This is a genomic window from Marinobacter sp. bablab_jr008, assembly GCF_016464145.1.
GTDB lineage: Bacteria > Pseudomonadota > Gammaproteobacteria > Pseudomonadales > Oleiphilaceae > Marinobacter > Marinobacter nauticus.
This window is the reverse complement of record NZ_JACDWW010000059.1, coordinates 559,963-583,166: the sequence shown is the minus strand read 5'-3', so window position 1 is coordinate 583,166 and position 23,204 is coordinate 559,963. Positions and strand designations below refer to the sequence as shown.

At 58.6% G+C, this 23,204-nt stretch carries 27 protein-coding genes and 1 tRNA gene; 17 read left to right on the top strand and 11 right to left on the bottom strand.

From position 1 onward, the window contains the following. The first annotated feature begins 266 nt into the window (after positions 1-266). The 10 genes from JIF53_RS11410 to JIF53_RS11365 all read left to right on the top strand — a co-directional run bounded on the left by JIF53_RS11410 (position 267) and on the right by JIF53_RS11365 (position 6,938). Positions 267-566 carry a hypothetical protein gene (locus tag JIF53_RS11410; RefSeq protein WP_199452509.1) on the top strand — a complete coding sequence of 100 codons (300 nt, stop codon included), beginning with the start codon at positions 267-269 and terminating at the stop codon, positions 564-566. Between the two features lie 10 nt (positions 567-576). After that, a complete protein-coding gene (locus JIF53_RS11405) occupies positions 577-723 on the top strand; it encodes a hypothetical protein (protein WP_189383357.1) in 147 nt (48 codons plus the stop codon). After that, a complete protein-coding gene (locus JIF53_RS11400) occupies positions 720-941 on the top strand; it encodes a hypothetical protein (protein ID WP_121207620.1) in 222 nt (73 codons plus the stop codon). The genes JIF53_RS11405 and JIF53_RS11400 overlap by 4 nt, the downstream gene beginning before the upstream one ends. Before the next feature lie 10 nt (positions 942-951). Then, a complete protein-coding gene (locus JIF53_RS11395) occupies positions 952-1,221 on the top strand; it encodes a hypothetical protein (protein ID WP_199452508.1) in 270 nt (89 codons plus the stop codon). Between the two features lie 102 nt (positions 1,222-1,323). Then, on the top strand, positions 1,324-2,793 hold the full coding sequence (locus JIF53_RS11390) for a hypothetical protein (RefSeq protein ID WP_199452507.1): 1,470 nt from the start codon (positions 1,324-1,326) through the stop codon (positions 2,791-2,793). Then, a complete protein-coding gene (locus JIF53_RS11385) occupies positions 2,793-3,113 on the top strand; it encodes a DUF2523 family protein (protein WP_199452506.1) in 321 nt (106 codons plus the stop codon). Before JIF53_RS11390 ends, JIF53_RS11385 begins: the two co-directional genes overlap by 1 nt. Next, complete coding sequence (locus JIF53_RS11380; protein WP_199452505.1) at positions 3,110-4,360, top strand: zonular occludens toxin family protein; 1,251 nt, start codon at positions 3,110-3,112, stop codon at positions 4,358-4,360. Before JIF53_RS11385 ends, JIF53_RS11380 begins: the two co-directional genes overlap by 4 nt. A 118-nt stretch (positions 4,361-4,478) precedes the next feature. Further along, complete coding sequence (locus tag JIF53_RS11375; protein ID WP_141066993.1) at positions 4,479-5,744, top strand: hypothetical protein; 1,266 nt, start codon at positions 4,479-4,481, stop codon at positions 5,742-5,744. Next, a complete protein-coding gene (locus tag JIF53_RS11370) occupies positions 5,741-6,706 on the top strand; it encodes a tyrosine-type recombinase/integrase (protein WP_141066994.1) in 966 nt (321 codons plus the stop codon). The genes JIF53_RS11375 and JIF53_RS11370 overlap by 4 nt, the downstream gene beginning before the upstream one ends. 58 nt (positions 6,707-6,764) lie before the next feature. After that, the gene (locus JIF53_RS11365; RefSeq protein WP_189383332.1) at positions 6,765-6,938 is read left to right on the top strand and encodes a hypothetical protein; all 174 of its coding nucleotides are present in this window, start codon (positions 6,765-6,767) and stop codon (positions 6,936-6,938) included. A gap of 72 nt (positions 6,939-7,010) precedes the next feature. Here the strand turns inward: JIF53_RS11365 and JIF53_RS11360 are convergent. From JIF53_RS11360 to JIF53_RS11345, 4 genes are all read right to left on the bottom strand, one after another. After that, positions 7,011-7,086 (bottom strand) — tRNA-Phe (locus JIF53_RS11360). Between the two features lie 119 nt (positions 7,087-7,205). Next, the gene (locus JIF53_RS11355; RefSeq protein WP_153741719.1) at positions 7,206-7,478 is read right to left on the bottom strand and encodes an oxidative damage protection protein; all 273 of its coding nucleotides are present in this window, start codon (positions 7,476-7,478) and stop codon (positions 7,206-7,208) included. A 64-nt stretch (positions 7,479-7,542) separates the two neighbouring features. After that, positions 7,543-8,607: an A/G-specific adenine glycosylase gene (gene mutY / locus JIF53_RS11350; protein WP_199452504.1), complete on the bottom strand. Its 1,065-nt coding sequence runs from the start codon at positions 8,605-8,607 to the stop codon at positions 7,543-7,545. Beyond that, the gene (locus JIF53_RS11345; protein WP_153741717.1) at positions 8,607-10,832 is read right to left on the bottom strand and encodes an AsmA family protein; all 2,226 of its coding nucleotides are present in this window, start codon (positions 10,830-10,832) and stop codon (positions 8,607-8,609) included. Before JIF53_RS11345 ends, mutY begins: the two co-directional genes overlap by 1 nt. Positions 10,833-11,028: 196 nt before the next feature. On the opposite strand from JIF53_RS11345, the gene JIF53_RS11340 reads away from it, so the two are divergent. The 5 genes from JIF53_RS11340 (at position 11,029) to hisF (ending at position 14,369) form a co-directional block, all read left to right on the top strand. Continuing rightward, positions 11,029-11,490, top strand: a complete 462-nt coding sequence (locus JIF53_RS11340; RefSeq protein WP_153741716.1) for an SRPBCC family protein — start codon at positions 11,029-11,031, stop codon at positions 11,488-11,490. A 102-nt stretch (positions 11,491-11,592) separates the two neighbouring features. Next, positions 11,593-12,186 carry an imidazoleglycerol-phosphate dehydratase HisB gene (gene hisB, locus JIF53_RS11335; RefSeq protein ID WP_011786615.1) on the top strand — a complete coding sequence of 198 codons (594 nt, stop codon included), beginning with the start codon at positions 11,593-11,595 and terminating at the stop codon, positions 12,184-12,186. 27 nt (positions 12,187-12,213) lie between these two features. Further along, the gene (hisH, locus tag JIF53_RS11330; RefSeq protein ID WP_153741715.1) at positions 12,214-12,855 is read left to right on the top strand and encodes an imidazole glycerol phosphate synthase subunit HisH; all 642 of its coding nucleotides are present in this window, start codon (positions 12,214-12,216) and stop codon (positions 12,853-12,855) included. Continuing rightward, positions 12,849-13,586 (top strand): 1-(5-phosphoribosyl)-5-[(5-phosphoribosylamino)methylideneamino]imidazole-4-carboxamide isomerase, encoded by a 738-nt coding sequence (hisA, locus tag JIF53_RS11325; protein WP_153741714.1) that lies wholly within the window; start codon positions 12,849-12,851, stop codon positions 13,584-13,586. The genes hisH and hisA overlap by 7 nt, the downstream gene beginning before the upstream one ends. A gap of 9 nt (positions 13,587-13,595) precedes the next feature. Then, entirely contained in the window at positions 13,596-14,369 is a 774-nt protein-coding gene (gene hisF / locus JIF53_RS11320; protein ID WP_153741713.1) for an imidazole glycerol phosphate synthase subunit HisF, read from the top strand. On the opposite strand, the gene JIF53_RS11315 is transcribed toward hisF, so the two are convergent. From JIF53_RS11315 to gpmM, 4 genes are all read right to left on the bottom strand, one after another. After that, positions 14,366-15,184, bottom strand: coding sequence for a divergent polysaccharide deacetylase family protein (locus JIF53_RS11315; protein WP_153741712.1), 819 nt, complete (start codon positions 15,182-15,184; stop codon positions 14,366-14,368). The two genes, hisF and JIF53_RS11315, sit on opposite strands and share 4 nt — an antisense overlap. Next, a complete protein-coding gene (locus tag JIF53_RS11310) occupies positions 15,181-16,587 on the bottom strand; it encodes a S41 family peptidase (protein WP_153741711.1) in 1,407 nt (468 codons plus the stop codon). Before JIF53_RS11310 ends, JIF53_RS11315 begins: the two co-directional genes overlap by 4 nt. 84 nt (positions 16,588-16,671) lie before the next feature. Further along, positions 16,672-17,772, bottom strand: coding sequence for a murein hydrolase activator EnvC family protein (locus JIF53_RS11305; protein WP_153741722.1), 1,101 nt, complete (start codon positions 17,770-17,772; stop codon positions 16,672-16,674). Positions 17,773-17,828: 56 nt separating this feature from the next. Next, positions 17,829-19,376: a 2,3-bisphosphoglycerate-independent phosphoglycerate mutase gene (gene gpmM, locus JIF53_RS11300; protein ID WP_022990801.1), complete on the bottom strand. Its 1,548-nt coding sequence runs from the start codon at positions 19,374-19,376 to the stop codon at positions 17,829-17,831. Between the two features lie 200 nt (positions 19,377-19,576). Here gpmM and JIF53_RS11295 point away from each other — a divergent pair, with 200 nt between their 5' ends. Both JIF53_RS11295 and secB read left to right on the top strand, forming a co-directional pair. Then, entirely contained in the window at positions 19,577-19,993 is a 417-nt protein-coding gene (locus tag JIF53_RS11295) for a rhodanese-like domain-containing protein (RefSeq protein WP_023008631.1), read from the top strand. A gap of 132 nt (positions 19,994-20,125) precedes the next feature. After that, positions 20,126-20,623, top strand: coding sequence for a protein-export chaperone SecB (gene secB / locus JIF53_RS11290; RefSeq protein ID WP_011786606.1), 498 nt, complete (start codon positions 20,126-20,128; stop codon positions 20,621-20,623). Positions 20,624-20,689: 66 nt separating this feature from the next. Here the strand turns inward: secB and trmL are convergent, their stop codons facing one another. The 3 genes from trmL to JIF53_RS11275 form a co-directional block, all read right to left on the bottom strand. After that, the gene (trmL, locus tag JIF53_RS11285) at positions 20,690-21,154 is read right to left on the bottom strand and encodes a tRNA (uridine(34)/cytosine(34)/5-carboxymethylaminomethyluridine(34)-2'-O)-methyltransferase TrmL (protein WP_022990802.1); all 465 of its coding nucleotides are present in this window, start codon (positions 21,152-21,154) and stop codon (positions 20,690-20,692) included. After that, positions 21,154-22,332: an acetyl-CoA C-acetyltransferase gene (locus JIF53_RS11280; protein ID WP_153741710.1), complete on the bottom strand. Its 1,179-nt coding sequence runs from the start codon at positions 22,330-22,332 to the stop codon at positions 21,154-21,156. Before JIF53_RS11280 ends, trmL begins: the two co-directional genes overlap by 1 nt. A 125-nt stretch (positions 22,333-22,457) precedes the next feature. Further along, positions 22,458-23,198 carry a pteridine reductase gene (locus tag JIF53_RS11275; RefSeq protein WP_153741709.1) on the bottom strand — a complete coding sequence of 247 codons (741 nt, stop codon included), beginning with the start codon at positions 23,196-23,198 and terminating at the stop codon, positions 22,458-22,460. Positions 23,199-23,204: the final 6 nt, after the last annotated feature.

Sequence of the window (23,204 nt, the reverse complement as noted above, 5' to 3'; positions counted from 1 at the left end):
GACGCCCGCCCCTTGATTCCGAGCCATGAGCAAAGGCGGCAAACGGAGTGCGGCAGGCGACAGGGATCGTCACCCGTAAGGGTGGGCACCTTAGTGACCAGGAGCGCAGCGAGTAGAGCCCGCCCCGAAGGGGTCGCAAACCAGATTCAACTGACCTTTCCCTAGCCAGACCTGAAACGTCAGTAACCGAAGTTAAAACCCCGGCCCAGCCGGATAACGCAACCAAAGAAACAGCAACACCAACCAAAACCCAGAGGACAAACACCATGGAAAACCACCTGAACCTGATGGTCATCGGCGCCACCCGCTACGACATCGACGGCAACAAAGGCGGCTCCCTGTGGGCGTATGCACCCGCTGAAGCCAATGACGAAAACCGCGTCGGCAACGAAGTGATGAAAATCGCCTGCGACTACAAGCACATCGACCAACTGCGCAACCACGCCGACCGCCTGCCAGCGATGTTCACCGTCAAAGCCCAGATGAAAGCCGGGCAGGGCGGAAAGGTCACCTTCAAGGCCCTGGAGCTACGCCCCCAGGACGTCACCAAAAAACCGGCGGCGTAAAGGCTAACCCATGAACCCCGGCCTGATTCTCCTGCTCCTGCTGCTCGGCCTGGTGATCCTGGCTAGCGAGAACCACGGGGGTGGACACACCCCCGAAGACCTCGCCGACACCATCACCAACATCGACGCGGCAGACCCGCAAGGGAATCGGTCATGAACGTCATCACCTGTGATGGCCAATGGATACAAGGCGCCCAGGGCATCCAATGCACCGGCACCTTACAAAGCATTCCTTATCAGGACATTGGTGTCCTGTTCCAGGAATACCTGGCACCAGATCCCGGCATCATCGGCCTGGTGTCAGGGGTAGCCCTGGCTCTCTTCGTGACCGGAGTCGGAATCGGAAGAGCCGTTCAAATCATGCGAAAAACCTGAGGTACACAAAATGAACGAAGTCATCGAAATGGAAAAGCAAAACAACGGTCGCACCTGGGCCATGGCCCGCTCCCGCTTCGGCAAACGCGCCGCACAAGTGGGCACCATGGTGGCAGCCTTCGGCACCGCAGCAGTGGTACACGCCGCAGACTACACCTCCGAAATCACCGCCGCCCAAGGCGATGCCACCACCAACACCAGCGCCGCCGCGGCTGCCGTCATCGGCATCGCAGCCCTGGTGATGGGCCTGGGCATCGTTGTGTCCCTGATTCGTCGGTAATGCTGACGAGCATCCTAATAGCCTGTCTCTGGACAGGCTGTTTCGTGTCCGGCTACCGGACTGTGTAAGGGCCGGATTCCGGCCCTTTTACATTGGTGCGCCATGAAACAAAACATCCACATCTGGCTCAGCCTCCTGCTATTCGGCCTGCTCATCATCGGCTTGGTTGACAAAGCCCACGCCGGCTTTCCGCCGCTCCAGGAAGGCCAGATTGTCCACTGGTCAAAGACAGGCAGTAAAAACTGTAACTCCGCAGCCGGTTGCGGTGATACACCTGGTTCTCAAATCGCGGAACAGGCTCAAGATCGTATTCCTCAGTGCGAGGCAGCTTATCCAGAAATGAACTGCACCATTCAACAATTCAGCGACCCCAAAGAAGTCCGTTTTGTTGATCGTGGCGTCACTTATTGGGTCTGGCGCGGTGGTGCCCGTGTCGTTGCCACCCCGCTAGAGCCCTGCGCGCATCAAACCCACGAGGGCGGCGTCCCAGATGGCGCACAGTGTGGCATGTGTGCCGATGGCTACATCCCTGCCACCGGCGCCTACGACCCCGAAAGCGGTTCATCCGTCACCGCCCCCGCCCAATGCATGAGAAACCGCGAACCCGGTGAATGCCAGTTAGAAGGCCTGTACGAAGTACAAACCGAACAGGGCGCGTATTGCGTCCCCGAATGCCAGGGCATCGGCGCCGACGGCTACTGCATCGACCAGGTGGAAGAAGACCCCGACCAGCCAGAGTGCGGCCCCGACCATCCCGACTTCAAAGGCGTCGCCGGCTACGGGGGTGAAGCCGTCCTGATCTGCGGTGATCCACAAAACAACTGCAAAGCCCTCGGTGATGGCTACACCTGGGGCGTCGTCGAGAAAAACGGCACCACCGTAGAATCCTGCTTCCCCAACGCCTACAACCCGCCGCAATGCTCCGGAACCGATGTTCTCAAACGAGATCAATGGGGCGGCTTCGCCTGCCTGCCGCTCAGAAAACCCGGCGACAACGACCAGCCCGGCGGCCCCAACGACCCCAACAACGGCGACAGTGACGGCGACGGCCAGGGCGACATCACCGGCATCACCGGCCAGCTCCAGGACATCAAAAAACTGCTGGGCCGGGGCAACACCAACACCGACAACATCAACGAAACCCTCAAAGGCATCGGCAAACAGATTAAAGACGGCACCAAAGCCATCACCGACGCCATCGGCAACATCCCCGGAGGGGGCGGTGGTGGTGGAGGTAATGGCAGTGGCGATGGGGGCGATGGCGAACAAGAAACCCCCATCAACTGGAGCGGTGACCCCATCGACCTCAAGATCGGCGACGGCCTGGAAGAACTCAACGCCATCCAGGGCGAATACGAAAACCTCATCGCCAACATCCGCGCCGAAATGGCGGCCTCCTTCGGGTCATTCACCGGCCAGGGCACCTTACAGGATCACACCTTCACCGTCTGGGGCGTGGAAGTGAACGCGGGACTCTCGAAATGGGCCAACGCCCTCTCCATCGTGGGCTCCGTCATCGTCTTCGCCGCCGCCTTCGTCGCCCTGGGCATCATCATGGGAGCCAAAGACTGATGGAATTCATCGCCACCTTTTTTGATTCAATCTGGGCCTTCTTCGAAAGCATCCCCGCCTTCCTGGACGACGCTCTGGTCAAACTCTCCGCCTGGTACGTCATCTGGGTGACCAAAGCCAAAATCTACTTTGTCGGCTTCTCCTGGCAGGTCGCCCAGGAAGTGCTTAACCAGCTCAACATCTCCGGCACCATCAACCAGTATTGGGGCGCCATCGACTCCGAAGTGATGGGCGCGGTGACCTTCTTCCGCATCCCCGAAGCCCTGAACATCATCCTCAACGCCCACCTGACCCGCTACGTCATGGGAGTGCTGAAATGACCATCAACATCCACCACGGCCCGCCCGGCTCCTACAAATCCGCCGGCGTCGTCCAGCGCTACGTGATTCCTGCCCTGACCGGTGAAGACAGCGACTATCCCGATGGCCGCTGCGTCGTCACCAACATCCGGGGCCTGGACTCCATCGAACGGGTGGAAGAAGCCTTCGGCGTCACCTGCGGCCCGGAATCGAGAATCATCAACCTCGAAACCGAAACCCGGGACGCCCTCGAATACGCCGCCCGATGGTTCCACTGGGCCCCGATCGGCGCGTTGATCGTCCTCGATGAAGCCCAGGCCGTGTACCCCGCTGCACGACGGGACTTCAAGATTGAACACCTGGACTACCCCGGCGGCAAAGAAGCCGCCCAACGCGACAACCGACCGGCGGACGTCCTCTTAGCCTTCGATATGCACCGTCACTACAACTGGGATCTGTTCCTCTGTACCCCGAACATCGGAAAGATCCACAAAGAAATCCGCCAGAGTGCCCAGCAAGCGTTCCGGCACTGGCAAATGGGGCACCTGGTGCCCTGGAAAAAGAACAGCTGGAGGGAACTAGAACATGACCCAGAGAACAGCGGAAAAGCTGCCTCCCATAGCATCGGTGTCCCAAAAGAATACAAGGTCGACCTCCGCGTCTTCCAATGCTACCAGTCGACCAAAACCGGCAAGGCCAAAGGGGTGGTTGGGGGCCATTCAATCCTTAAAGATAAAAAGCTCCGTATGGTCGCTGTCATTATCGTCTGCTCTTTCTCGTATCTCACCTACGCGATGTTCGAAATTGTCGAGCGCGAAACGAACCGCCAGAAAGGCGCTGAAGTGGTGCCTGATACGAGCGTTCCGCCTGATGGTGGCGTTCACCCTGATGGTACTGATGGGGGCGGCCATCCGCCTGGTGGCACGCCTCAGCGTCCTGTAGACCCACCCCGCCGAGAAAACCTGCCGCACCCATTTGCCGATGTAGAACTGCGCATCGCTGGCAGCTTCAACCGCCTGTATTTGTTCCAGGGCAAAGACCCACAAGGCGAATTCGCGCTGACCCAACGGGATCTGGCCAGCTACGGCTACAAAGTGCTCTACATCCGAAATTGCCACGGCCAGCTGTGGTGGGAAGGGGAGCGCGTCCAGGACTTGTATTGCCAACGCCTGCGAGTGCTTCCACCCGACCCCAGGCCAACGATAGAACCGGCGGTCTTCCCGCCCTTAATGACACAAGCCCAGGAACCGGCGCCGGCGGCGCGCTAGCGACGATGCGCGAGGAGCGAGCGCGCCGCCGGCGCCGGGCAGAGACGTCCCTGTAACACGTCTCATAGAAAACAACGCCAGTTGATTTTCCACCACAGACAACCACAGAAGGCCACAGATGAAAATCAAAGACTTTGAACGCATGGACATCCGAACCGGGGAAATCGGAAAAGGGGATCTGTTCATCGGCCCGGAAGGTCAGCAAGTGAACCTGCAGAACGTCAACGTCCTGTGGACCGGTGTCGATACTGTCCGCCAACTGTTCGAAGGCCGACTGAAACCCGAACCCCTGGCCCAGATCGTGGATGCCTACAACGAAAGCTATGACGCCACCATCCAATTCAATGGCGTAGACTTCAAAGTCCAGTCCGGTAGACGCGGTGGCTTCAAATACATCCTGCAAAACCGGGAATACGGCCTCACCATCCTGATTCAGAACTTTTACGCCGAAGCCGACTCCCAGGGCACACACGTCAAAATCGAAACCTCTCCCCGATGGCTGTACGAGCGTTCCAGCCAGGAAATCCACGACGAACTGGCCGAGTGGGGCATGTTCTTCCTGAAAGGCATCAGACCTGTTGGCATCGCATTACACCTGGCAGTTGACTTCCAGGGCTGGGAACCGCCCCAGGACTTCGCACAACACTTCGTGACAAGGGCCAAAACCATCACCGTCCACAACGGCCTCAGTGACCTGGTATTCAAAGGCCTGGACGGCGCCACCATCAACGGACGAGGCGAAACCTACACCTTTGGCAAAGCCAATAGCCTGCAGGTGTGCCTGTACGACAAATCCAAGGAAATCGACGTCAGCGACAAACGCGCCTTCATGGAAAGCATCTGGGAATGCGCGGTCAACGAAGAGACCTTCCCCGACACCTGCTATGACCCTGACAAACCCGTGTGGCGACTGGAAATCCGCTTCCATCACCGCATCGTCAACGAGATCTCCCAAGGCACCAGCGGCATGAAAGCTATCTACACCTATATGGACGCGGTACCGCACCTGACTGGCCTGTGGCAGTACGCCCTGAAATCCAACCGCTACGAGGTCAAACGCGAGTGGTGCCACCCCATCTGGACCAAGCTGCGGGACGATATCGGCTTTGGTTATAGTGCCCCGGATCTGCTCTACAAACGCGCAAAAAAGGAACCCGGTTGCGGCAACGAAAAGAACGTATCCCTCGCCTTTGGCAATCTCCTGAGCATCTATGCACGCAACCGATTCAACGCCAGACAAGCCTGGGATTGCCTCAAAAAGTCCGGACTCTGGGAAGACTTGTGTAACTACTATCGAAGGCGGGAGATCTACGAAAACGAGCTATTCCAGCTCGTCCAGGACGGACTCACCAAACGACGACTGTTAACCAAGGTGGCAGCATGATCAAAAAGCTACCATCGGGACGATGGCAGGTAGACATCCAGCCAGGTGGAAGAGGGCAAAAGCGTGTCCGGAAATCCTTTGATGCGAAATCAGAGGCGCTGCGTTTTGAACGTTGGGTACTCAGTAACCTGGCATCGGGTGAAGACTGGAATCCGAGTCCGGATAAGAGAACCCTGAAAGCCCTAATCCAGCAATGGTATGACTCCCACGGGCATACACTAAAAGATGGCGCAAGCCGGAAGAAAAAGCTTGATGACATCGCGCAACGACTGCGAAACCCCAGGGCTACCAGCTTCACGGTTTCAGAATTTGCCATGTATCGGCGTCTCAGAATGGAGAACGACGGGGTAGGGAAGAACACCCTCAATCATGAGCACACTTATTTAAGCGCGGTGTTCAATGAACTGATCCGCCAGGGAGAATGGAATCACCCAAACCCGCTTAAGAATCTCCGCAAGTTCAAGCTTGATGAGCATGAGCTAACGTTTTTGACCCAGGAGCAAATCTCTCACCTCCTGGAGGAGTGCAAGGCATCGTCGAATCCGAGTCTTTACCACGTTACACGTTTGGCTTTAGCAACCGGCGCCAGGTGGTCGGAAGCGGAGGGCGTTACCAGGTCTAATTTCACGCCATACAGGGTGACCTACAACTACACCAAGTCCGGCAAGTCTCGGAGCGTTCCGCTTTCGGAAAAGCTTTACAAAGAACTGATAGAAGAAGTGCCATTCGTCAGCTGCAGCGCGGCATTTCGGAAGGCGATCGAGCGAGCGAAGATTGACCTACCTCGCGGTCAGCTAACCCATGTTTGCCGTCATACCTTTGCGAGTCATTTTGTAATGAAGGGGGGCGATATTCTTACCCTGCAGAAGATCTTGGGGCATTCAGATATCAAGCTGACTATGCGTTATGCCCACCTTTCGCCTGACCATCTATCGGAAGTGACAAGATTTTCCCCACTTTGAAACTCCTCGATGAATTGAGCGTCTAATACTGTGGATACAACAAAAGAAGGAAAATTCCATGGCAGAAAAGACGTTTCAGCAAATGTGCGAAGAAACTCATGATGCGTTTGAAGAGCATATGACGGGTGAATACAGTGCAGAGAAGCGCGAACGATGGATAGAAAAGCGCGACGAGTGTGATGCTGAGTACTGGAGGCTTCTTTCTGGCGGGGCTGACCCCGAGGACTCGTGAAATGCCCGTTGACACTTCGTTGACACCTAAAACAACAAAGCCCGCACAAGGCGGGCTAAGTCATTGAATTCATGGTGCCCGGAGGCGGAATCGAACCACCGACACGGGGATTTTCAATCCCCTGCTCTACCAACTGAGCTATCCGGGCGTGTTGAGCTGTGTGCTGCAACGGGGCGCTATTAAACCGGTTTAGGGGTTGGGAGTCAAGGCCGGCCGGCAAAAATTTTCGGAAGTTTTTGCCGGTTGTTCAGGCCTTGATCAATCGTCCTATTTTTCAGGCGGTACATAGCCTTCGGCCTGGTCGAACGGCTCGTTGTTGAAGAACCGGTCCATCTGCGCCTGCAGGTATTTCCGGTTGTTCACGTCCATCAGGCTCAGGTGTTTTTCGTTGATCAGCATGGTCTGCTGATTCTGCCATTCTTCCCAGGCCAGTTTGGATACATTCTCGTAGATATCCTGGCCTTTGGGGCCGGGCATCGGGGGCATGGCCAAGCCTTCCAGTTCTTTCTGGTACTTGCGGCAGAATACAGTGCGGCTCATGTCGGCTCCTGTGCTGAGGTCAGTATGCCGGCATGATAACAGACCATCCGGCACCTTGGCTTGGTTACAGCAGGGTGGCTTGCTCGGGTTCCGTCAGCAGGGTTCGGATCGGGGCAGGCAGTCCCAGGCTGAGGGCTTCATCCCGGTGCAGCCAGCGCAAGCGGTCGGAATCGCGAACCTGGGTGTTGCCGGCCACGGGCAGGCGCACCGGTTGGATGTGCAGATGATAATGGCTGAAGGTGTGGCGAAAACCGCTGATGGGTTCCGGGTTGTGGCAGTTCAGCCCCAGCTCCCTGGCACAGGCGTCCTGCAGTTCATCTGCGCCATAGGCCGGGTCCAGTTCGGGCAGGCTCCACAGGCCGCCCCAGATGCCGCTGGGTGGCCTGCGTTCCAGCAGAATACGGCCTTCGGCATCCTCCAGGATCAGCATCCAGGTGGTTTTTTCCGGTTTTTCCTTCTTGGGCTTTGAGCCGGGGTACAGGCGGATCTCGTCACGGGCGTAGGCCAGGCAGCCATCCTTCACGGGGCAGGCCTCACATCCGGGCTTGCTGCGGGTACACACCATGGCGCCCAGGTCCATGATCGCCTGAGTGTAGTCTTTGATTCGGGCTTCTGGCGTGTGGCTCTCCGCGTGCACCCAGAGCTGGTTCAGCACGGCAGTCTGTCCCGGCCATCCGGGCACGGCGTGGTAGCGCGCCAGCACACGTTTCACGTTGCCATCTAGTATGGTTGCGCGTTTTTCAAAGGCCTGGGCGACAATGGCGGCGGCGGTAGAGCGGCCAATCCCTGTGAGGCTTTCGAGTTGTTGCTGGTCGGACGGGAATTCGCCGCCGAACTCATCCACTACCTGTTTTGCGGCCTTGTGCAGGTTGCGTGCCCGAGCGTAATAGCCCAGGCCGGACCAATGGCCGAGCACATCATCGACCGGCGCCGAGGCGAGGGCGTGGACATCGGGAAATCGGGCCATGAAGGCTTCAAAGTAGGGAATCACCGTGGTTACCTGGGTCTGTTGGAGCATGATCTCTGAAACCCACACCCGGTAAGCGTTGCGGTTGTGATGCCACGGCAGGTCGTGCCTGCCGTGTTGGTCGTACCAGCGAAGCAGTTTGTCGGCAAAACGGTCCGGCATCAGTTGAACAGTCCCTTCAGGGCGTCCTTCACCTTCTCGCCGGCATCCTCGCCCAGCTTTTCTTTCAGTTTTTCCTGCACCTTCTCTTCTGCTTTTTCTTTGGCGCGGTCCACTTCTTCGCGGGCTTTTGCCTTGGCAGCGTTGGCCGCAATGTCTTTCAGGGTGTCCCGGAAGCGGGAGCCATCAAATGAACACAAGCCGGCCGGGTCTTCGGCGAAGTTGCCCCGGCATTCCACGGGAATGACCACGTTTTCCACATACTCGGTCACGCGGCAGGCTTCGTCGCGGTGAATTTCACCAACAATGCGCAGGCTGAGTTCGTAGTCCAGGTCGGTTTGCTCAAGATCAACGGTGCCGTTGCCCTCCAGGCGCATGCCCGCAAGCGCCGCGACCAGGTCGGTGTTGTTCAGGGTGTTACCGTCGATTTTCAGTGTGCCCCGCATGTCATTGAACGGGGTAGTAGTGCCCCAGTCGGTGGTCGTCAGGGATTCCTGGTTGGCAAGGGCGATACCCTGGCAGGCCATACGGGTCAGGTTCATCTGGCGGAACTCGCCTTCGGCCAGGTTAAAGCTGATCTCGCCGTTGGCGTTTTCACGCAGGGCAGAAATCCGGTTGCCAGTGGTATCGACGGCCACTTTCAGATTGGCACCGCCGGAGAGCATGTCTACCTCGGCCAGATCGGTTAACAACGGTAGCGTCTGTACGTTGGTAACGTCCGAGCGGATGCGCCATTTCGGGTTGTCGGTACGGGCGTCGATGGTGGCGTTGGCGCCAAAGCTGCCGTAATAGAGCTTGCCGCTGAATTCGTCCACTTGCAGCAGTCCATCTTTGGCGGTAGTGCTGGCGGCGATGTCGTTGATGGTGAGGTTGCTGACAATCAGCTCGCCCAGGCCGAAATCAATGTCCAGCAGCAGGGTGCGCAGGGTCTCCAGTGGCAGCAGGTCGGTTTCAGGCTGTGATGCCCCAGCTGTTTGAGTGTTGCTGTCGGTCTGTGTGTCCCCGTTGCCTACTCCTTGCGAATCGCCTTCGGCCGAGGGCGGCAGGTAACGATCAGCATTCAGCTTGTCACCCTCTAGGTCGAACACCAGCCCACCTGTGGCGAGGTTATAGCTGCCGCCACCGTTGAAGCGGGTATCATCCAGGGTAATGACAAGGTCAGACAGCGCGACAACGCCGGGCTCGCCACCGAGATTGGTCGATAGCGCGATCGCTTTCAGTACTTCAGGATCCGTGGTTTCAATGGCGGGTTGTCCCAGATTGTTGAGAAGCTCCTTCAGGGAAAACTCGGAAATCTCAATGCGACCTTCCAGAGCCGGTTTGTCGCCAAAGCCTTTTACATTCAGATTGGTGTTGAGGCTAAGATTGGCCAGGCTGGCGGAGAAGTCGCTCAGGGAAGCGGTTTCGTTTTCCAGATTGGCGGCCAGGGAACCGGCCAGCTCTGCGGTCACCGATTCGCCACCAAACGGCTCGCCCGACATATCAAATACCGCGTTTAGGCCAGATACCGCAAATTCGTTGAGCTCTTGGTTTGCCTGGATGCGGGCCTTGATGCTGCCGTCTACCGCAAACTGTGGCTGGCTGGTTTCAACGCGGAAGCGGATATCCAGCGGGAATTCGGAACCGAGGGTGATATCACTGGCGGTTACCGTGAAGTCTTCCAGCGTAACGGACTGGCCGGTGCTCAGATCGTTGTAGTGAACGCTGGCGTTACTGATTTCAACGTTCTCGACATTAAAGTTGAGGGCTTCACCGCTGGTGGATTGTGGCTCAGGCTCGGCCGTTTCCTGGGCGGGTTGTTGTTCGGCAGCATCGGTGTCAGCCTCTGCGGTGGCGCTCTTCTCCCGCATTATCCGGGTCCAGTTGCCTTCGCCCTGTTCGTTAACTTCCAGGCGTGCATCCAGGCCATTCAGCAGAAAGGTGTTTACCTGCGGAGACATGGCAATCAGAGACCAGAAATCAATCTGGGCAATCAGTTGCTCCAGCGCGACAAACCGTTCGCCGTCCAGGTTGGCCTCAACCTGATTCAGCTCCAGGCCCAGGGGGATGAAAGACCAGCCAATGTCGCCCTCCAGCATCAGGTCCAGATTGGTCTGCTTCTCAACAGCCGCTTCAATCTGGGGTTTGTAATCGTTGGGGTTGATCACCGCAACCGCAATGGCGACGGCGGCCACTGCCAGTAACAGCAGCGCAATAACGGCGTAGATCGCATAGCGGATAACTTTCATGGCTGGGTTCCTTTTCCTGTCGGCAGGCTGGTGGCCGGCGTTTTATTGCGTGAATAAAGCAAAGGATAACGCAGGGTTAGCAAATTAACAGTGCAGGAATATGACAATGCGGTAGTCTTGGTTCAAAATACACCCCCAATTTATCCGCCGGGGCAGCCAGCCCCGAGGCACAAATAAACATAAGAAGGAGTCGGCTGTGGCCATTACCGTATCGATTGAGCTGAACCGGGATCTGGAAATTCCGGCAAGCTATGATGAAGTCTTCGATCTGTTGGCAGACGTTCCCAAATCTGCCAGCCACTTTCCGAAAGTCGATAAACTGGTGGACCTGGGCGATAACGCCTACCGCTGGGAAATGGAAAAAGTAGGCGTCGACAAACACGCTATCCAGTCGGTTTACGCCTGCACCTACCACGCCGACAAAGACGCCGGCAAAATCACCTGGTCTCCCATCAAGGGCGAGGGCAACGGGGTTGTCAGCGGTTCCTGGACCCTGACTGCCAAAGGCGACAACGCCACCGCAGTGAAATTCCAGACCAGCGCAGAGCTGACCGTTCCCCTGCCGAGCCTGCTCAAGCTGGCCATCAGCCCGGTGATCAAACACGAGTTCAACAGCCTTGTGGACACCTACATGGCCAACCTGAAAAAAGCGTTCTGAGCTATCAGGGTCATTGATCCGGTTGCGGGACTCCGGTTGAGTTAACAGGTATAATCCGCAAACAAAGTTTACGGTAACAAGCCAGTTTTCAACGGAGTCTCCATGGCCGAACGCAAGGCTCGGGTAGAACGCAATACCCTCGAAACCCAGATTACCGTCGAGATCAACCTCGACGGCACCGGCAAAGCCAATTTCGACACCGGTGTGCCGTTCCTTGAACACATGATGGACCAGATTGCCCGCCACGGCCTGGTGGATCTGGACATTACCTGCAAGGGTGACCTGCACATCGACGATCACCACACCGTGGAAGACATCGGCATCACTTTGGGCCAGGCCTTCAAACAGGCCGTGGGCGACAAAAAAGGCATTCGCCGCTATGGCCACGCCTATGTGCCCCTGGATGAAGCCCTGTCACGCGTGGTCATCGACCTGTCCGGCCGCCCCGGTTTGCTCATGGACGTACCCTACACCCGCGCCAGCGTGGGCGGGTTTGACGTCGACCTGTTCGCAGAGTTCTTCCAGGGCTTTGTGAATCACTCCATGGTGACCCTGCACATCGACAACCTGAAGGGCAAGAACACCCATCACCAGATCGAAACCGTGTTCAAAGCCTTCGGCCGCGCACTGCGCATGGCGATTGAAATGGACGAGCGCATGGCGGGTATCACCCCGTCCACCAAAGGCGCCCTGTAACCGGTCACCGAAAGGAACAGACACACCATGAAGACCGTCGCCATCATCGACTACGGCATGGGCAACCTGCATTCCGCCCGCAAAGCCGTAGAGCACGTGGCCCCGGACTGCACCGTACTGGTTACAGACGATGCCGCCAAAATCCGTGAAGCTGACCGGGTGATTCTGCCCGGTGTAGGCGCCATCCGCGACTGCATGGCCGAAATGCACCGTTTGGGCGTGGTTGAGCTCGTTAAAGACGTCTCCCAGGACCGGCCGTTCCTCGGCATCTGCGTTGGCATGCAGGCTCTGATGGCCCGCAGCGAAGAAAACGGCGGTGTGGAAGGTATTGGCCTGTTCCCGTCCGAAGTCCGCTACTTCGGTGACAACCTCACCGAAAACGGCGAACGCCTGAAAGTGCCCCACATGGGCTGGAACCAGGTGTACCAAACCCAGGACCACCCGCTCTGGCACAACATCCCGGACGGCGACCGCTTCTACTTTGTACACAGCTACTACGCCGAAGCCGAAGGCAACGTCGACATGGCCGGCCGCACTCATTATGGTGTCGACCTGGCGGCAGCGGTAGCGAGAGACAACATCTTTGCAGTGCAGTTCCACCCGGAGAAAAGTGCCCGGGCGGGGCTGCAGTTGCTGGAAAACTTTACGAACTGGACCGGAAAATGCTGATTATCCCCGCTATCGATCTGAAAGACGGCAAATGCGTAAGACTGCGTCAGGGCCGCATGGAAGACTCTACCGTATTCGGTGACGACCCCGTCGACATGGCCACCAAGTGGGTCGACGCCGGCGCCCGCCGCCTGCACCTGGTTGACCTTAATGGCGCCTTCGCCGGCGAACCGGTAAACGGTGAAATCGTAAAGGCGATGGCAGTGAAATACCCGAATCTGCCCATACAGATCGGCGGCGGCATCCGCTCGGCGGAAACTATTGAAGCCTATCTGAAGGCCGGTGTGCAGTGGGTCATCATCGGCACCAAGGCGGTTAAAGAGCCTGAATTCGTCACCGAAATGTGCAAGGAATTCCCCGGCCACATCATCGTCGGCCTGGACGCCAAAGACGGCCGCGTCGCCACCGACGGCTGGGCCGAAGTCTCCGAAGTCATGGCAGTAGACCTTGCCAAGCGCTTCGCCAACGACGGCGTGTCCTCCATTGTGTACACCGACATCGCCCGTGACGGCATGATGCAGGGCGTGAACGTCGAAGCCACCGCCAAGCTGGCAGAGGAAGGTGGCATCCCGGTGATTGCGTCTGGCGGCGTTACCAACATGGACGACCTCAAGCGCCTGGCCACCGTTGCCGACACAGGTGTCATCGGTGCTATCACCGGCCGCGCCATCTACGAAGGCACTCTGGATGTGGCGGAAGCGCAAGCCTATTGCGACAGCCTGAAAAACTGAGGACTGACAATGGCATTGGCAAAACGCATCATCCCCTGTCTGGACGTCGACAAAGGCCGTGTGGTTAAAGGCGTGAATTTTGTCGATATCCGCGACGCCGGCGACCCGGTGGAAGTGGCCCGTCGCTACAATGAGCAGGGCGCGGACGAGATCACTTTCCTGGACATCACGGCCAGCAGCGAAAGCCGCGACACCACCTACGAAACGGTAGAGCGCATGGCGGCGGAAGTGTTCATCCCGCTGACCGTGGGCGGTGGCGTGCGCACCGTCGATGATATCCGCAAACTGCTCAATGCCGGAGCCGACAAGGTCTCCATCAATACGGCCGCAGTCTTTAATCCCGAGTTTGTGCGGGAGGCAGCGGAGCGTTTTGGCCGGCAATGCATTGTCGTCGCCATTGATGCCAAGCGCGTGAGCGCAGAGGGCGAGGAGCCGCGCTGGGAGATTTTTACCCACGGTGGTCGCAAGCCAACCGGGCTGGATGCCGTAGAGTGGGCGAAGAAAATGGTTGAGCTGGGGGCAGGGGAGTTGCTGCTGACCAGTATGGATCGTGATGGCACCAAGATCGGCTTTGATCTGGGCCTGACCCGTGCCATCAGCGATGCGGTGGCCGTGCCGGTGATTGCCTCAGGTGGCGTAGGTGAGCTTCAGCATCTGGCCGATGGCGTTACCCAGGGTGGCGCAGACGCGGTTCTGGCGGCATCCATCTTCCACTTCGGTCAGCACACCATTCCTGAAGCCAAAGCCTTTATGAAGGCTCAGGGCATCGAAGTCCGCGATTAATTGCTGCGTGCATAGGCAGGCCGGATGGCCTGCTTTTCCCCTTCCGCAAACATCTCCCGATTACCGTTGCGCATGGCCCAGATGCCACTGACCGTGGCGATGGCAATGCCCTGTTCATCCAGCATCGGCAGGTGCTTCTCCAGATAATCCACGGTGACCTTGTGCGGGTGTCCGATACCGATTGCCGTGCCTTTCTCCCTGGCGGTCTGAATCAGCAGTTTGAACTGTTTGTCGACAAACTCTTCCGTCTGTTCGTGATCGAGAAACACATCGCGCGTCAGGCTCGGGATGTTGTAGGCATCGGCCACACTGCCGGCGATGGAATTGGCAATGGTGCGGCTGTCGACGAAATACACCGGGTAGCGGTCCAGCTCTTTCATTACCCAATCCATCGGTTCCAGTTGCTGAGTAAGCAGGCTGCCCATGTGATTGTTCACACCGCTGACAAAGGGAATGGACTGCAGTGCCCGGCGCAGGGTGGTGGTGATGGTCGGCTCGTCCATATCCGGTGTCAGTCCGCCCGGGCCGAGACCGAAGTTGCGGGTGTTGGCCATCGGGGCGTGCAACATGATTTCCTTGGATTGGGCGTGGGCCAGCTTCGCCAAGGGAACTGTGTGGCGCCGGTAAGGCAGGAAGGCCAGTGTCAGGGGCTGGTCAAGCTTTGCCAGTCGCTCGCCCTCGTACCGATTGTGGCCCATGTCATCAATAATGATGGCAATGGTGGGCTGCTGGGGTTCACCCGGCCCTGACGCAAACGCAGCGACAGGGCTGATGGCCAGAAGCGCCAGCAGCGCGAGGGTAGAACGTAAAGTCACTGGGCGTTTTCCTGCGGCTTGCTGTTGTTCTTCCGGTTAAGGATGTGCAAGCCTTTCAGCAGGTTCAGGGCCGACCGCAGCTGATAGTCCCGGTCGGCCGCAGAAGCCTGTGCTTCCGCAGCCTGTTCTCTGGCCTTGCGGGCCTCCTCCTCATTCTCCCCTTCAAGATGACCGCTCAGGTCGGCTTCGGTGAAGAATGGTCTGCTGTCGAGTTCTTTCAATTCCGCCGGGCGCACCTCGATGTCCGGCTTGATGCCGGTAGCCTGGATGGAGCGACCATCCGGCGTGAAATAACGGGCTGTGGTCATTTTGATGGCGTGGGTCTCGTCCAGCGGTATGACCGTCTGGACACTGCCCTTGCCGAAGGACTGGGTGCCCATCACCACGGCACGTTCATGGTCCTGGAGCGCGCCGGCAAGGATTTCCGACGCGGAAGCAGAGCCACCGTTGATTAGCACGACAATAGGTGTGCCAGCCATGACGTCGCCGGGCTTGGCACTGAAGCGCAGGCGTGAACTCTGGATACGGCCTTCGGTGTAAACAATCAGGCCTTCGTCCAACAGGGCATCCGCGGTCTCTACGGCAGCTTGCAACACACCGCCGGGGTTGTTGCGAAGGTCAATGATCAGGCCGTCCAGATCGTTGCCGTGTTCGTCTTCCAGATCGCTGAGGGCTTTCAGGAACTGCCGGCCAGTCTCGGCCTGGAATTGCGTGACACGGACATAGCCGTAGCCGTTATCGATCATCCGGGATTTAACGCTGGTGACTTTGATCACATCCCGGGTGACATCAATCTCGATAGGCGCACTTTCGCCCTCGCGCATGATGGTCAGAGTAAGCACCGTGCCGGGCTTGCCGCGCATCAGGTTAACGGCTTCTTCCAGCGACATTCCCTTCACCGGCTTTTCGTCCAGCTTGATGATCAGGTCGCCAGCTTGAACGCCCGCTTTCTGGGCCGGGGTGTCGTCGATGGGGGAGATGACTTTGACAAAGCCGTTCTCCATCCCGACTTCAATGCCAAGACCACCGAATTCTCCGGAGGTGCTTTCCTCCAGTTCCTCGTAATCCTTGGGGGCCAGGTAGGTAGAGTGTGGGTCCAGGTCGGACAACATGCCTTTGATGGCGCTCTCGAGCAGTTGAGTGTCGGAGACATCTTCCACGTAGGCGTCTTTGATGCGGCTGAACACTTCGGTGAACTTGCGCAGGTCTTCCAGCGGCAGTTGTTCTTCCGGGTCTGGCAGTTTCAGTTCAACCCGCTCGCCGCTCTGAATGGAATCCAGAATCTGCTGGGTCTGAGCGTCCTGATCCTGTGCCAGGGCCAGTCCGGGGGCTGTGAAACAACAGGTGGCAAGAATCATGGTGCGCAATGGCGAGGTCTTGAGTGTACTTCTGGCCCGTTTCATTCACATATCCTGTTTTGTTTCCAATAGTTGGACTGGTTCCTGACCCGGACAGTATGGCGCCCGCAACGCCGTTTGTCAGCCCTGTTATGGCTTGCCCAGCCAGCTCCTTGGGTTCACGGGTTTGCCGTTGCTACGTACCTCGAAATACACGGCCGGGTCTTCGGTGCCGCCGGTGCGTCCGGCCAGGGCAATGGTCTCGCCCGGGCGCACCCAGTCACCGGGGGTTGTGAACAAGCTGCTGCTGTGGCCGTAGAGGGTCATGTAGCCATCGCCGTGATCAATGATGGTGATCAGCCCGAATCCACGCAGCCAGTTGGCAAATACCACCCGGCCATAGTGCACGGCCTTGATCTCTGCCTCTTCGGCGGTATTCATCAGAATGCCGTTACGGCGCAGTTTGCCATCTGCGTACATGGCGCCGTAATTGCTGACTACCCGCCCTTTTGCGGGCCAGGGCAGCTTGTCGCGGCGGGATTTGAACGGACTGGATTCGTTCGGGGCCGGAATGCTGGCAATGGCCTGCTGCACCTCTTTCAGCAATTGCTCCAGGCGCTGGCGATCGGCTTCCAGGGATTGGCGCTCGCTACGGCGGTTCTGGATGTCGTCATTCAGGGCGGCCAGTGTTCTGGCCCGATCCTGCCGGCTCTGGGTCAGTTGCTGCTGGCGCTGTTCCAGATCGGCTTCGGTCTTGGCCAGTTCGGTGCGGGTGGCCTGAACGGCGGCGCGGGCGGCTTTCAGTTCCTGAAGGCTGCGCTGGAACGCTTCCAGGCGGGAGACGGTATTCTTGCTCAGGTATTCGTAGTAGGTGAGGGTGCGGGCAACTTCGCCGGGCTCAATCTCGTTCAACAATACTTTCAGAGCCGGCGCGTCGCCTTCCATCCAGGCTGCCCGGATCTGTAGTTTCAGGTTTTCCCGTTGCTGTTCGAGGGTATTGGCCAGCTCGCTTTCCTGGGCGCGAAGCTCGGCAAGGCGCTCCTGCTGTTCCCGGGCCTGCTGCCGAAGGGTACGGCGTTCCCGGGTCAGGGTGCTGATTTTGCGCTCGGTGGCCGCCAGTTGCTGTTCAAGGGTTGACCGGTCTTCTTCGGCATCGGCCAGCCAGCGGTCGATGTCAGCGATACGCTCCTTCAGCGCCTCGACCTGTTCGGGGGTCACATCCTGCTGGGCGCCCAAAGGTGCAGCCCCCAATGTGAGGGCCAGCACCAGGACGGTCAGTTTACGCAACACCTTTACCGGCGGAGCGATCAGTCGAACTCGACCAGGCTGTGCCCGGTCATTTCCGCAGGCTTTTCGGTATCCATCAGGGCCAGCAGCGTCGGTGCGATATCGCACAGGCTGCCGTCGTCCCGGAGGTTCACCTTGCGGTGGCCGGTGTAAACCAGAGGCACAGGGCCAATGGTGTGGGAGGTGTGTACCTGGCCGGAGTTGGGGTCGGTCATCTGCTCACAGTTGCCGTGGTCGGCGGTAATCAAGGCTTCGCCACCCACTTCATCCAGGGCCTCCACCACACGCTGCACACACTGGTCCAGGCACTCGGCGGCCTTGATGGCGGCGTCCAGCTTGCCGGTGTGGCCAACCATATCGCCGTTGGCGTAGTTGCAGACGATCAGGTCGTACTTGCCGCTCTTGATGGCTTCAACCAGTTTGTCGGTAACCTCAGGTGCGCTCATTTCCGGCTGCAGGTCGTAGGTGGCCACCTTGGGAGACGGCACCAGAATGCGATCTTCACCTTCAAAGGGAGTTTCCAGGCCGCCATTGAAGAAGAAGGTCACGTGGGCGTATTTCTCGGTCTCTGCAATGCGCAGCTGGGTTTTACCTTGCTTCGCCATGTACTCGCCCAGGCCGTTGGCCAGTTGCTCGGGCGGGTAGGCGCAGGAGGTTTTGATGTCAGCGGCATATTCGGTGAGCATCACGAAATCTGCCAGTTCCGGGTGCTTGCGTCGGTCGAAACCGTCGAAGTCTTGCTCTACGAAGGTGCGGGTCATTTCCCGGGCGCGGTCGGCACGGAAGTTCATGAACAGCACGGCGTCGCCGTCATTGATGATGCCCTCGGGCTCGCCATCGGCCCGGATGTGGGTCGGCTTCACGAATTCGTCGTTCTCGCCACGCTCATAGGCCTGTTCCAGTGCCGCCACCGGGTCGTCGCTGATGAACTCGGCTTCGCCCAGGGTCATGGCGTTATAGGCCGCTTCCACGCGATCCCAGCGGTTGTCCCGGTCCATGGCAAAATACCGGCCAACGATGGTGGCTACCCGGCCAACGCCCAGGCTTTTCATTTTCGCGGCGGCTTTTTCCAGAGAAGGGCGGGCACTGCGTGGTGGCATGTCACGGCCATCCAGGAAGGCATGGATGTAAACTTCTTTGGCGCCACGGGCTGCAGCCAGCTCAGCGGCCGCCAGAATATGATCTTCATGGCTGTGGACGCCGCCCGGAGACAGCAGGCCCATCAGGTGTACGGCCTTGTCATTGGCAACAGCCTTGTCGATGGCGTTGCAAAGGGCCTCATTCTTCTGGAAATCGCCATCTTCGAGATCTTTGTCGATGCGCGTCAGGCTCTGATACACCACGCGGCCGGCGCCGAGATTCATATGGCCCACTTCGGAGTTACCCATCTGGCCCTGGGGCAGGCCAACAAACATCCCTGAGGTGTTGATCAGGGTTTTCGGCTGGTTATGCCAGATCCTGTCCCAGAACGGGGTGTTGGCGTTGGAAATGGCATTGTCTTCCGCCGGGTCACGGTGGCCCCAGCCGTCGAGAATTATCAGTGCAGTGGGCTTGCGCGTCTCGGTCATCGTGTCGTCCGCTTGGTTGCAAAAAGAACAGAATTTGAGTGGGGCAGATTGTAACCGTTTTCATTTACTCAGACCACGCGCGTTCGCTGAAGCATTGCTCATGATCACGATGTGCTGGCGCTATCATGGCGGGGCGACTGCCTTCTGTGAGCCGGTGTGGGTGTGTATAATCCGGCCAAACCAATTGTCAGGGTAGTTTCATGGACCGCTTGTTTGAATTTGTTGTTAATCACTACATTCTGGTGTCGCTGTTTGTGGCGTTCCTGCTGGCCATCATCGTGCTGGAATCGCGCCGGGGTGGTGCCAAGATCTCGGCCCAGGGCGCGGTTACGCTGATCAACAAGGATGAAGCGGTGGTGTTGGACATCCGCGATCGCAAAGACTTCAACGAAGGCCGCATTACCGGCTCGGTGAATATTCCGCTTAATAGTCTCAAAAGCCGCGTTAATGAGCTGAGCAAGCACAAGGAAAAACAGATTATCGTTGTCGACAAGATGGGCCAGCACGCCGCCATGGCGGTCAAGCAGCTCAATGCCGAGGGCTTCAGTAATGTGGTGCGCCTGAACGGTGGTATTACCGACTGGAAGGCCAGCAATCTGCCCCTGGTGAAAAAGTAACAGGGCTTGATCTGAGTGGCGATCTGACGCACTGTTTCACATTACCATTCGGAACCTGGCAGTAGACTGTTCCGGCAGACGACGACATAACAACGGGCCTGGCCCCATAATACGGAAACGAAAGGACTGATCATGGCTGAGAATCAGCAAGCCGCAGGCAACGAGAACCAGAACCAACCACAGTTTGCCCTTCAGCGCATCTATGTGAAGGACCTGTCTTTTGAATCCCCCAACTCTCCGCTGGTTTTCCAGGAGCAGTGGAAGCCCCAGGTAAACCTGGATCTGAACACCTCTCACAACAAGATCAGCGACAACCAGTACGAAGTGGTTCTGTCCCTGACAGTGACTGCCAAGGTGGGTGAGAAGGTGGCGTACATCGTCGAAATCCAGCAGGGCGGCGTATTCATGATCTCCGGCATTGAAGGCCCGCAGCTTGGCCAGATGCTCGGCGCCTACTGCCCGACCATCCTGTTCCCCTATGCCCGCGAAGCAATTGACGGCATTGTGAACAAGGGCAGCTTCCCGGCCCTGATGCTGGCTCCGGTTAACTTCGACGCGATCTATGCCCAGGCGCTCAAGCGCAAGCAGGAAGAAGCGGCGGGTGAAGCCAAGGAAGAGCAGACTCACTAAGCGCTGCTGCTCAACGAAAAAAACCGGCTTCGGCCGGTTTTTTTGTGGGTGATTACCCGGGATTGGTCAGATCGAGCCCTCAAACCCAAGTTGCCGCCAGGCCTCATAAACCACCAGGGCGGCGGTATTGGAAAGGTTGAGGCTGCGGCTTTCCGGACGCATGGGTACCCGAAGACGGTGTTCGGCGGGTAGCCCGTTGCGCACGTCTTCCGGCAGGCCCCGGGTTTCCGGCCCGAACATCAGGTAGTCACCGTCCCGAAACACTACCTCGTGGTAATGGCGACTTCCTTTGGTGGTGAGACCGAACAGCCGCGAAGGCTGCTCGGTGGCCAGAAAGCTGTCGTAATCCGGATGGATCTTTACCGTAGCGTATTCGCTGTAATCCAGCCCGGCACGCCGCATCTGCTTGTCCTCAAGGGAGAATCCCAGGGGTTCAATCAGGTGCAGCTGGCAGCCGGTGTTGGCGCAGAGCCGGATGATATTGCCGGTGTTCGGCGGTATCTCCGGCTCGTACAGGACCACGTGCAGCATCAGCGCTCAACGGCCAGGGCCACACCCATACCACCGCCAATACACAGCGTGGCCAGACCTTTCTTGGCATCGCGGCGGGTCATTTCGTGCAGCAGGCTGACCAGAATACGGCAACCGGAAGCGCCAATCGGGTGGCCCAGGGCAATGGCGCCGCCGTTCACGTTTACCTTGGCGGTGTCCCAGCCCAGGTCCCGATTAACGGAAATTGCCTGGGCGGCGAAGGCCTCGTTGGCTTCGATCAGGTCCAGGTCGTCAACAGTCCAGCCCGCCCGCTCCAGGCAGCGCTGGCTGGCCGGAATCGGGCCGGTGCCCATGATGGTAGGGTCCACGCCGGCACTGGCGTGGGCTTTGATGGTTGCCAGCGGGGTCAGGCCCAGCTCTTTCGCCTTGTCTGCGCTGCACACCATCACCACGGCAGCGCCGTCGTTCAGGGAGGAAGCGTTGCCGGCAGTTACCGAGCCGTCTTTCTTGAAGGCCGGGCGCAGTTTGCCCAGGCTGTCGCCAGTGACGCCGTCGCGGGGGCACTCATCCTTGTCCACCACCAGTGGATCGCCTTTGCGCTGGGGAATGGTGACAGGGACAATCTGGCCGTCAAAGTAGCCGGCTTTTTGCGCAGCGACGGCTTTTTGCTGGGATGCGGCGGCAAAGGCATCCTGCTCGTCCCGGGTGATGCCGTATTTCTCAACGATGTTTTCAGCCGTGATACCCATGTGGTAATCGTTGAAGGCGTCCCACAGTCCGTCGGTGATCATGGTGTCGATCATGCTCCAGTTGCCCATGCGCTGGCCGTTGCGGCTGTTGGGCAGAACGTGGGGCGCCTGGCTCATGCTTTCCTGACCGCCGGCCAGAATCATCTCGGCATCTCCGCACTGGATGGCCTGAACCGCCATGTGCACGGCTTTCAGGCCGGAGCCACAGACCTTGTTGATGGTGATGGCGGGCACGGAAGCTGGCAGGCCAGCATTAATGGCAGACTGTCGGGCCGGGTTCTGGCCGCAGCCAGCGGTGAGTACCTGGCCGAGGATAACCTCATTGATCTGGTCGCCGGCGACACCGGTTTCTTCCATCACGGCCTTGATCACGGCCGTACCCAGCTGGTCTGCACGCAGGCTGGACAGACCACCACCGAAGCTGCCGATGGCGGTACGTTTGGCGGCAACAATAACAACATCACGCATGAGAACTCTCCGTTAATCTGGGCACCTGGTTGGGTGGCGCCCGTTTATAAGAATGGCAGGCATTGTAGCGGCAAAGCGCTTGCCGGCCAAAACAACGAAGGTCGGGGTTGTTCTGGTGCGGGTGATCACATATTCAGGCTGCGGCCGCCATCCACCGACAGTATCTGGCCGGTGATAAACGGCGCGTCGCATACCAGGTAGGCAATGGCGCCGGCAATGTCGGCCGGGTTACCGGTGCGGGCCAGGGGCGTTTTATCGAGAATGGCCTGCTGGTGGGCTGCGTCCACGGCTGATTCGCCTTCCGGCCAGAGGATGGCGCCTGGGGACACGCCATTTACCCGAACATCCGGCGCCAGATCTTTGGCCCAGGAGCGGGTTAGTGCTGCCAGCCCCGCCTTGCTGGCGCAGTAAAGGGGGTGGTCCTTCAGTGGTTTCTCACTGTAGATGTCGATCATGTTGACCACACTGCCGGAGGCCGCTTTTAGCGCAGGCAAGCATTGCTGAAGCAGGAAGAAGGGGGCTTTCAGGTTGGCGCCCAGTATCGTGTCCCAGTCCTGTTCGGAGGTATCTTCGGTGGGGTTGGGGTAAAACACGGAAGCGTTATTGACCAGCGCATCCAACTGCCCCCAGTGTGCACAGGCCTGTTCCGCCAGTTGCCGGAGCTGGTTCATGTCGGCGAGATCCGCGTGGTAACACACGGCGGATGCCGGGCGCTGCTGGTTCAGCTTGTCGGCCAGTGCCCGGGCCTGCTGTTCCCGGCCTCGGTAATGGATCACAACATTCCAGCCGCGAGCGTGCAGGGTTTCTGCTGTGTGGGCACCCAGGCGGTGGGCTGCGCCAGTGATCAGGGCGACGGGATAGGGCATGGGGTG

Coding starts and splice junctions, on each gene's coding strand:
- JIF53_RS11410 (WP_199452509.1), top strand. CDS start 267: ATGGAAAACCACCTGAACCTGATGGTCATCGGCGCCACCCGCTACGAC.
- JIF53_RS11405 (WP_189383357.1), top strand. CDS start 577: ATGAACCCCGGCCTGATTCTCCTGCTCCTGCTGCTCGGCCTGGTGATC.
- JIF53_RS11400 (WP_121207620.1), top strand. CDS start 720: ATGAACGTCATCACCTGTGATGGCCAATGGATACAAGGCGCCCAGGGC.
- JIF53_RS11395 (WP_199452508.1), top strand. CDS start 952: ATGAACGAAGTCATCGAAATGGAAAAGCAAAACAACGGTCGCACCTGG.
- JIF53_RS11390 (WP_199452507.1), top strand. CDS start 1,324: ATGAAACAAAACATCCACATCTGGCTCAGCCTCCTGCTATTCGGCCTG.
- JIF53_RS11385 (WP_199452506.1), top strand. CDS start 2,793: ATGGAATTCATCGCCACCTTTTTTGATTCAATCTGGGCCTTCTTCGAA.
- JIF53_RS11380 (WP_199452505.1), top strand. CDS start 3,110: ATGACCATCAACATCCACCACGGCCCGCCCGGCTCCTACAAATCCGCC.
- JIF53_RS11375 (WP_141066993.1), top strand. CDS start 4,479: ATGAAAATCAAAGACTTTGAACGCATGGACATCCGAACCGGGGAAATC.
- JIF53_RS11370 (WP_141066994.1), top strand. CDS start 5,741: ATGATCAAAAAGCTACCATCGGGACGATGGCAGGTAGACATCCAGCCA.
- JIF53_RS11365 (WP_189383332.1), top strand. CDS start 6,765: ATGGCAGAAAAGACGTTTCAGCAAATGTGCGAAGAAACTCATGATGCG.
- JIF53_RS11355 (WP_153741719.1), bottom strand. CDS start 7,478: ATGAGCCGCACTGTATTCTGCCGCAAGTACCAGAAAGAACTGGAAGGC.
- mutY (WP_199452504.1), bottom strand. CDS start 8,607: ATGCCGGACCGTTTTGCCGACAAACTGCTTCGCTGGTACGACCAACAC.
- JIF53_RS11345 (WP_153741717.1), bottom strand. CDS start 10,832: ATGAAAGTTATCCGCTATGCGATCTACGCCGTTATTGCGCTGCTGTTA.
- hisB (WP_011786615.1), top strand. CDS start 11,593: ATGGCCGAACGCAAGGCTCGGGTAGAACGCAATACCCTCGAAACCCAG.
- hisH (WP_153741715.1), top strand. CDS start 12,214: ATGAAGACCGTCGCCATCATCGACTACGGCATGGGCAACCTGCATTCC.
- hisA (WP_153741714.1), top strand. CDS start 12,849: ATGCTGATTATCCCCGCTATCGATCTGAAAGACGGCAAATGCGTAAGA.
- hisF (WP_153741713.1), top strand. CDS start 13,596: ATGGCATTGGCAAAACGCATCATCCCCTGTCTGGACGTCGACAAAGGC.
- JIF53_RS11310 (WP_153741711.1), bottom strand. CDS start 16,587: ATGAAACGGGCCAGAAGTACACTCAAGACCTCGCCATTGCGCACCATG.
- gpmM (WP_022990801.1), bottom strand. CDS start 19,376: ATGACCGAGACGCGCAAGCCCACTGCACTGATAATTCTCGACGGCTGG.
- JIF53_RS11295 (WP_023008631.1), top strand. CDS start 19,577: ATGGACCGCTTGTTTGAATTTGTTGTTAATCACTACATTCTGGTGTCG.
- secB (WP_011786606.1), top strand. CDS start 20,126: ATGGCTGAGAATCAGCAAGCCGCAGGCAACGAGAACCAGAACCAACCA.
- trmL (WP_022990802.1), bottom strand. CDS start 21,154: ATGCTGCACGTGGTCCTGTACGAGCCGGAGATACCGCCGAACACCGGC.
- JIF53_RS11280 (WP_153741710.1), bottom strand. CDS start 22,332: ATGCGTGATGTTGTTATTGTTGCCGCCAAACGTACCGCCATCGGCAGC.
- JIF53_RS11275 (WP_153741709.1), bottom strand. CDS start 23,198: ATGCCCTATCCCGTCGCCCTGATCACTGGCGCAGCCCACCGCCTGGGT.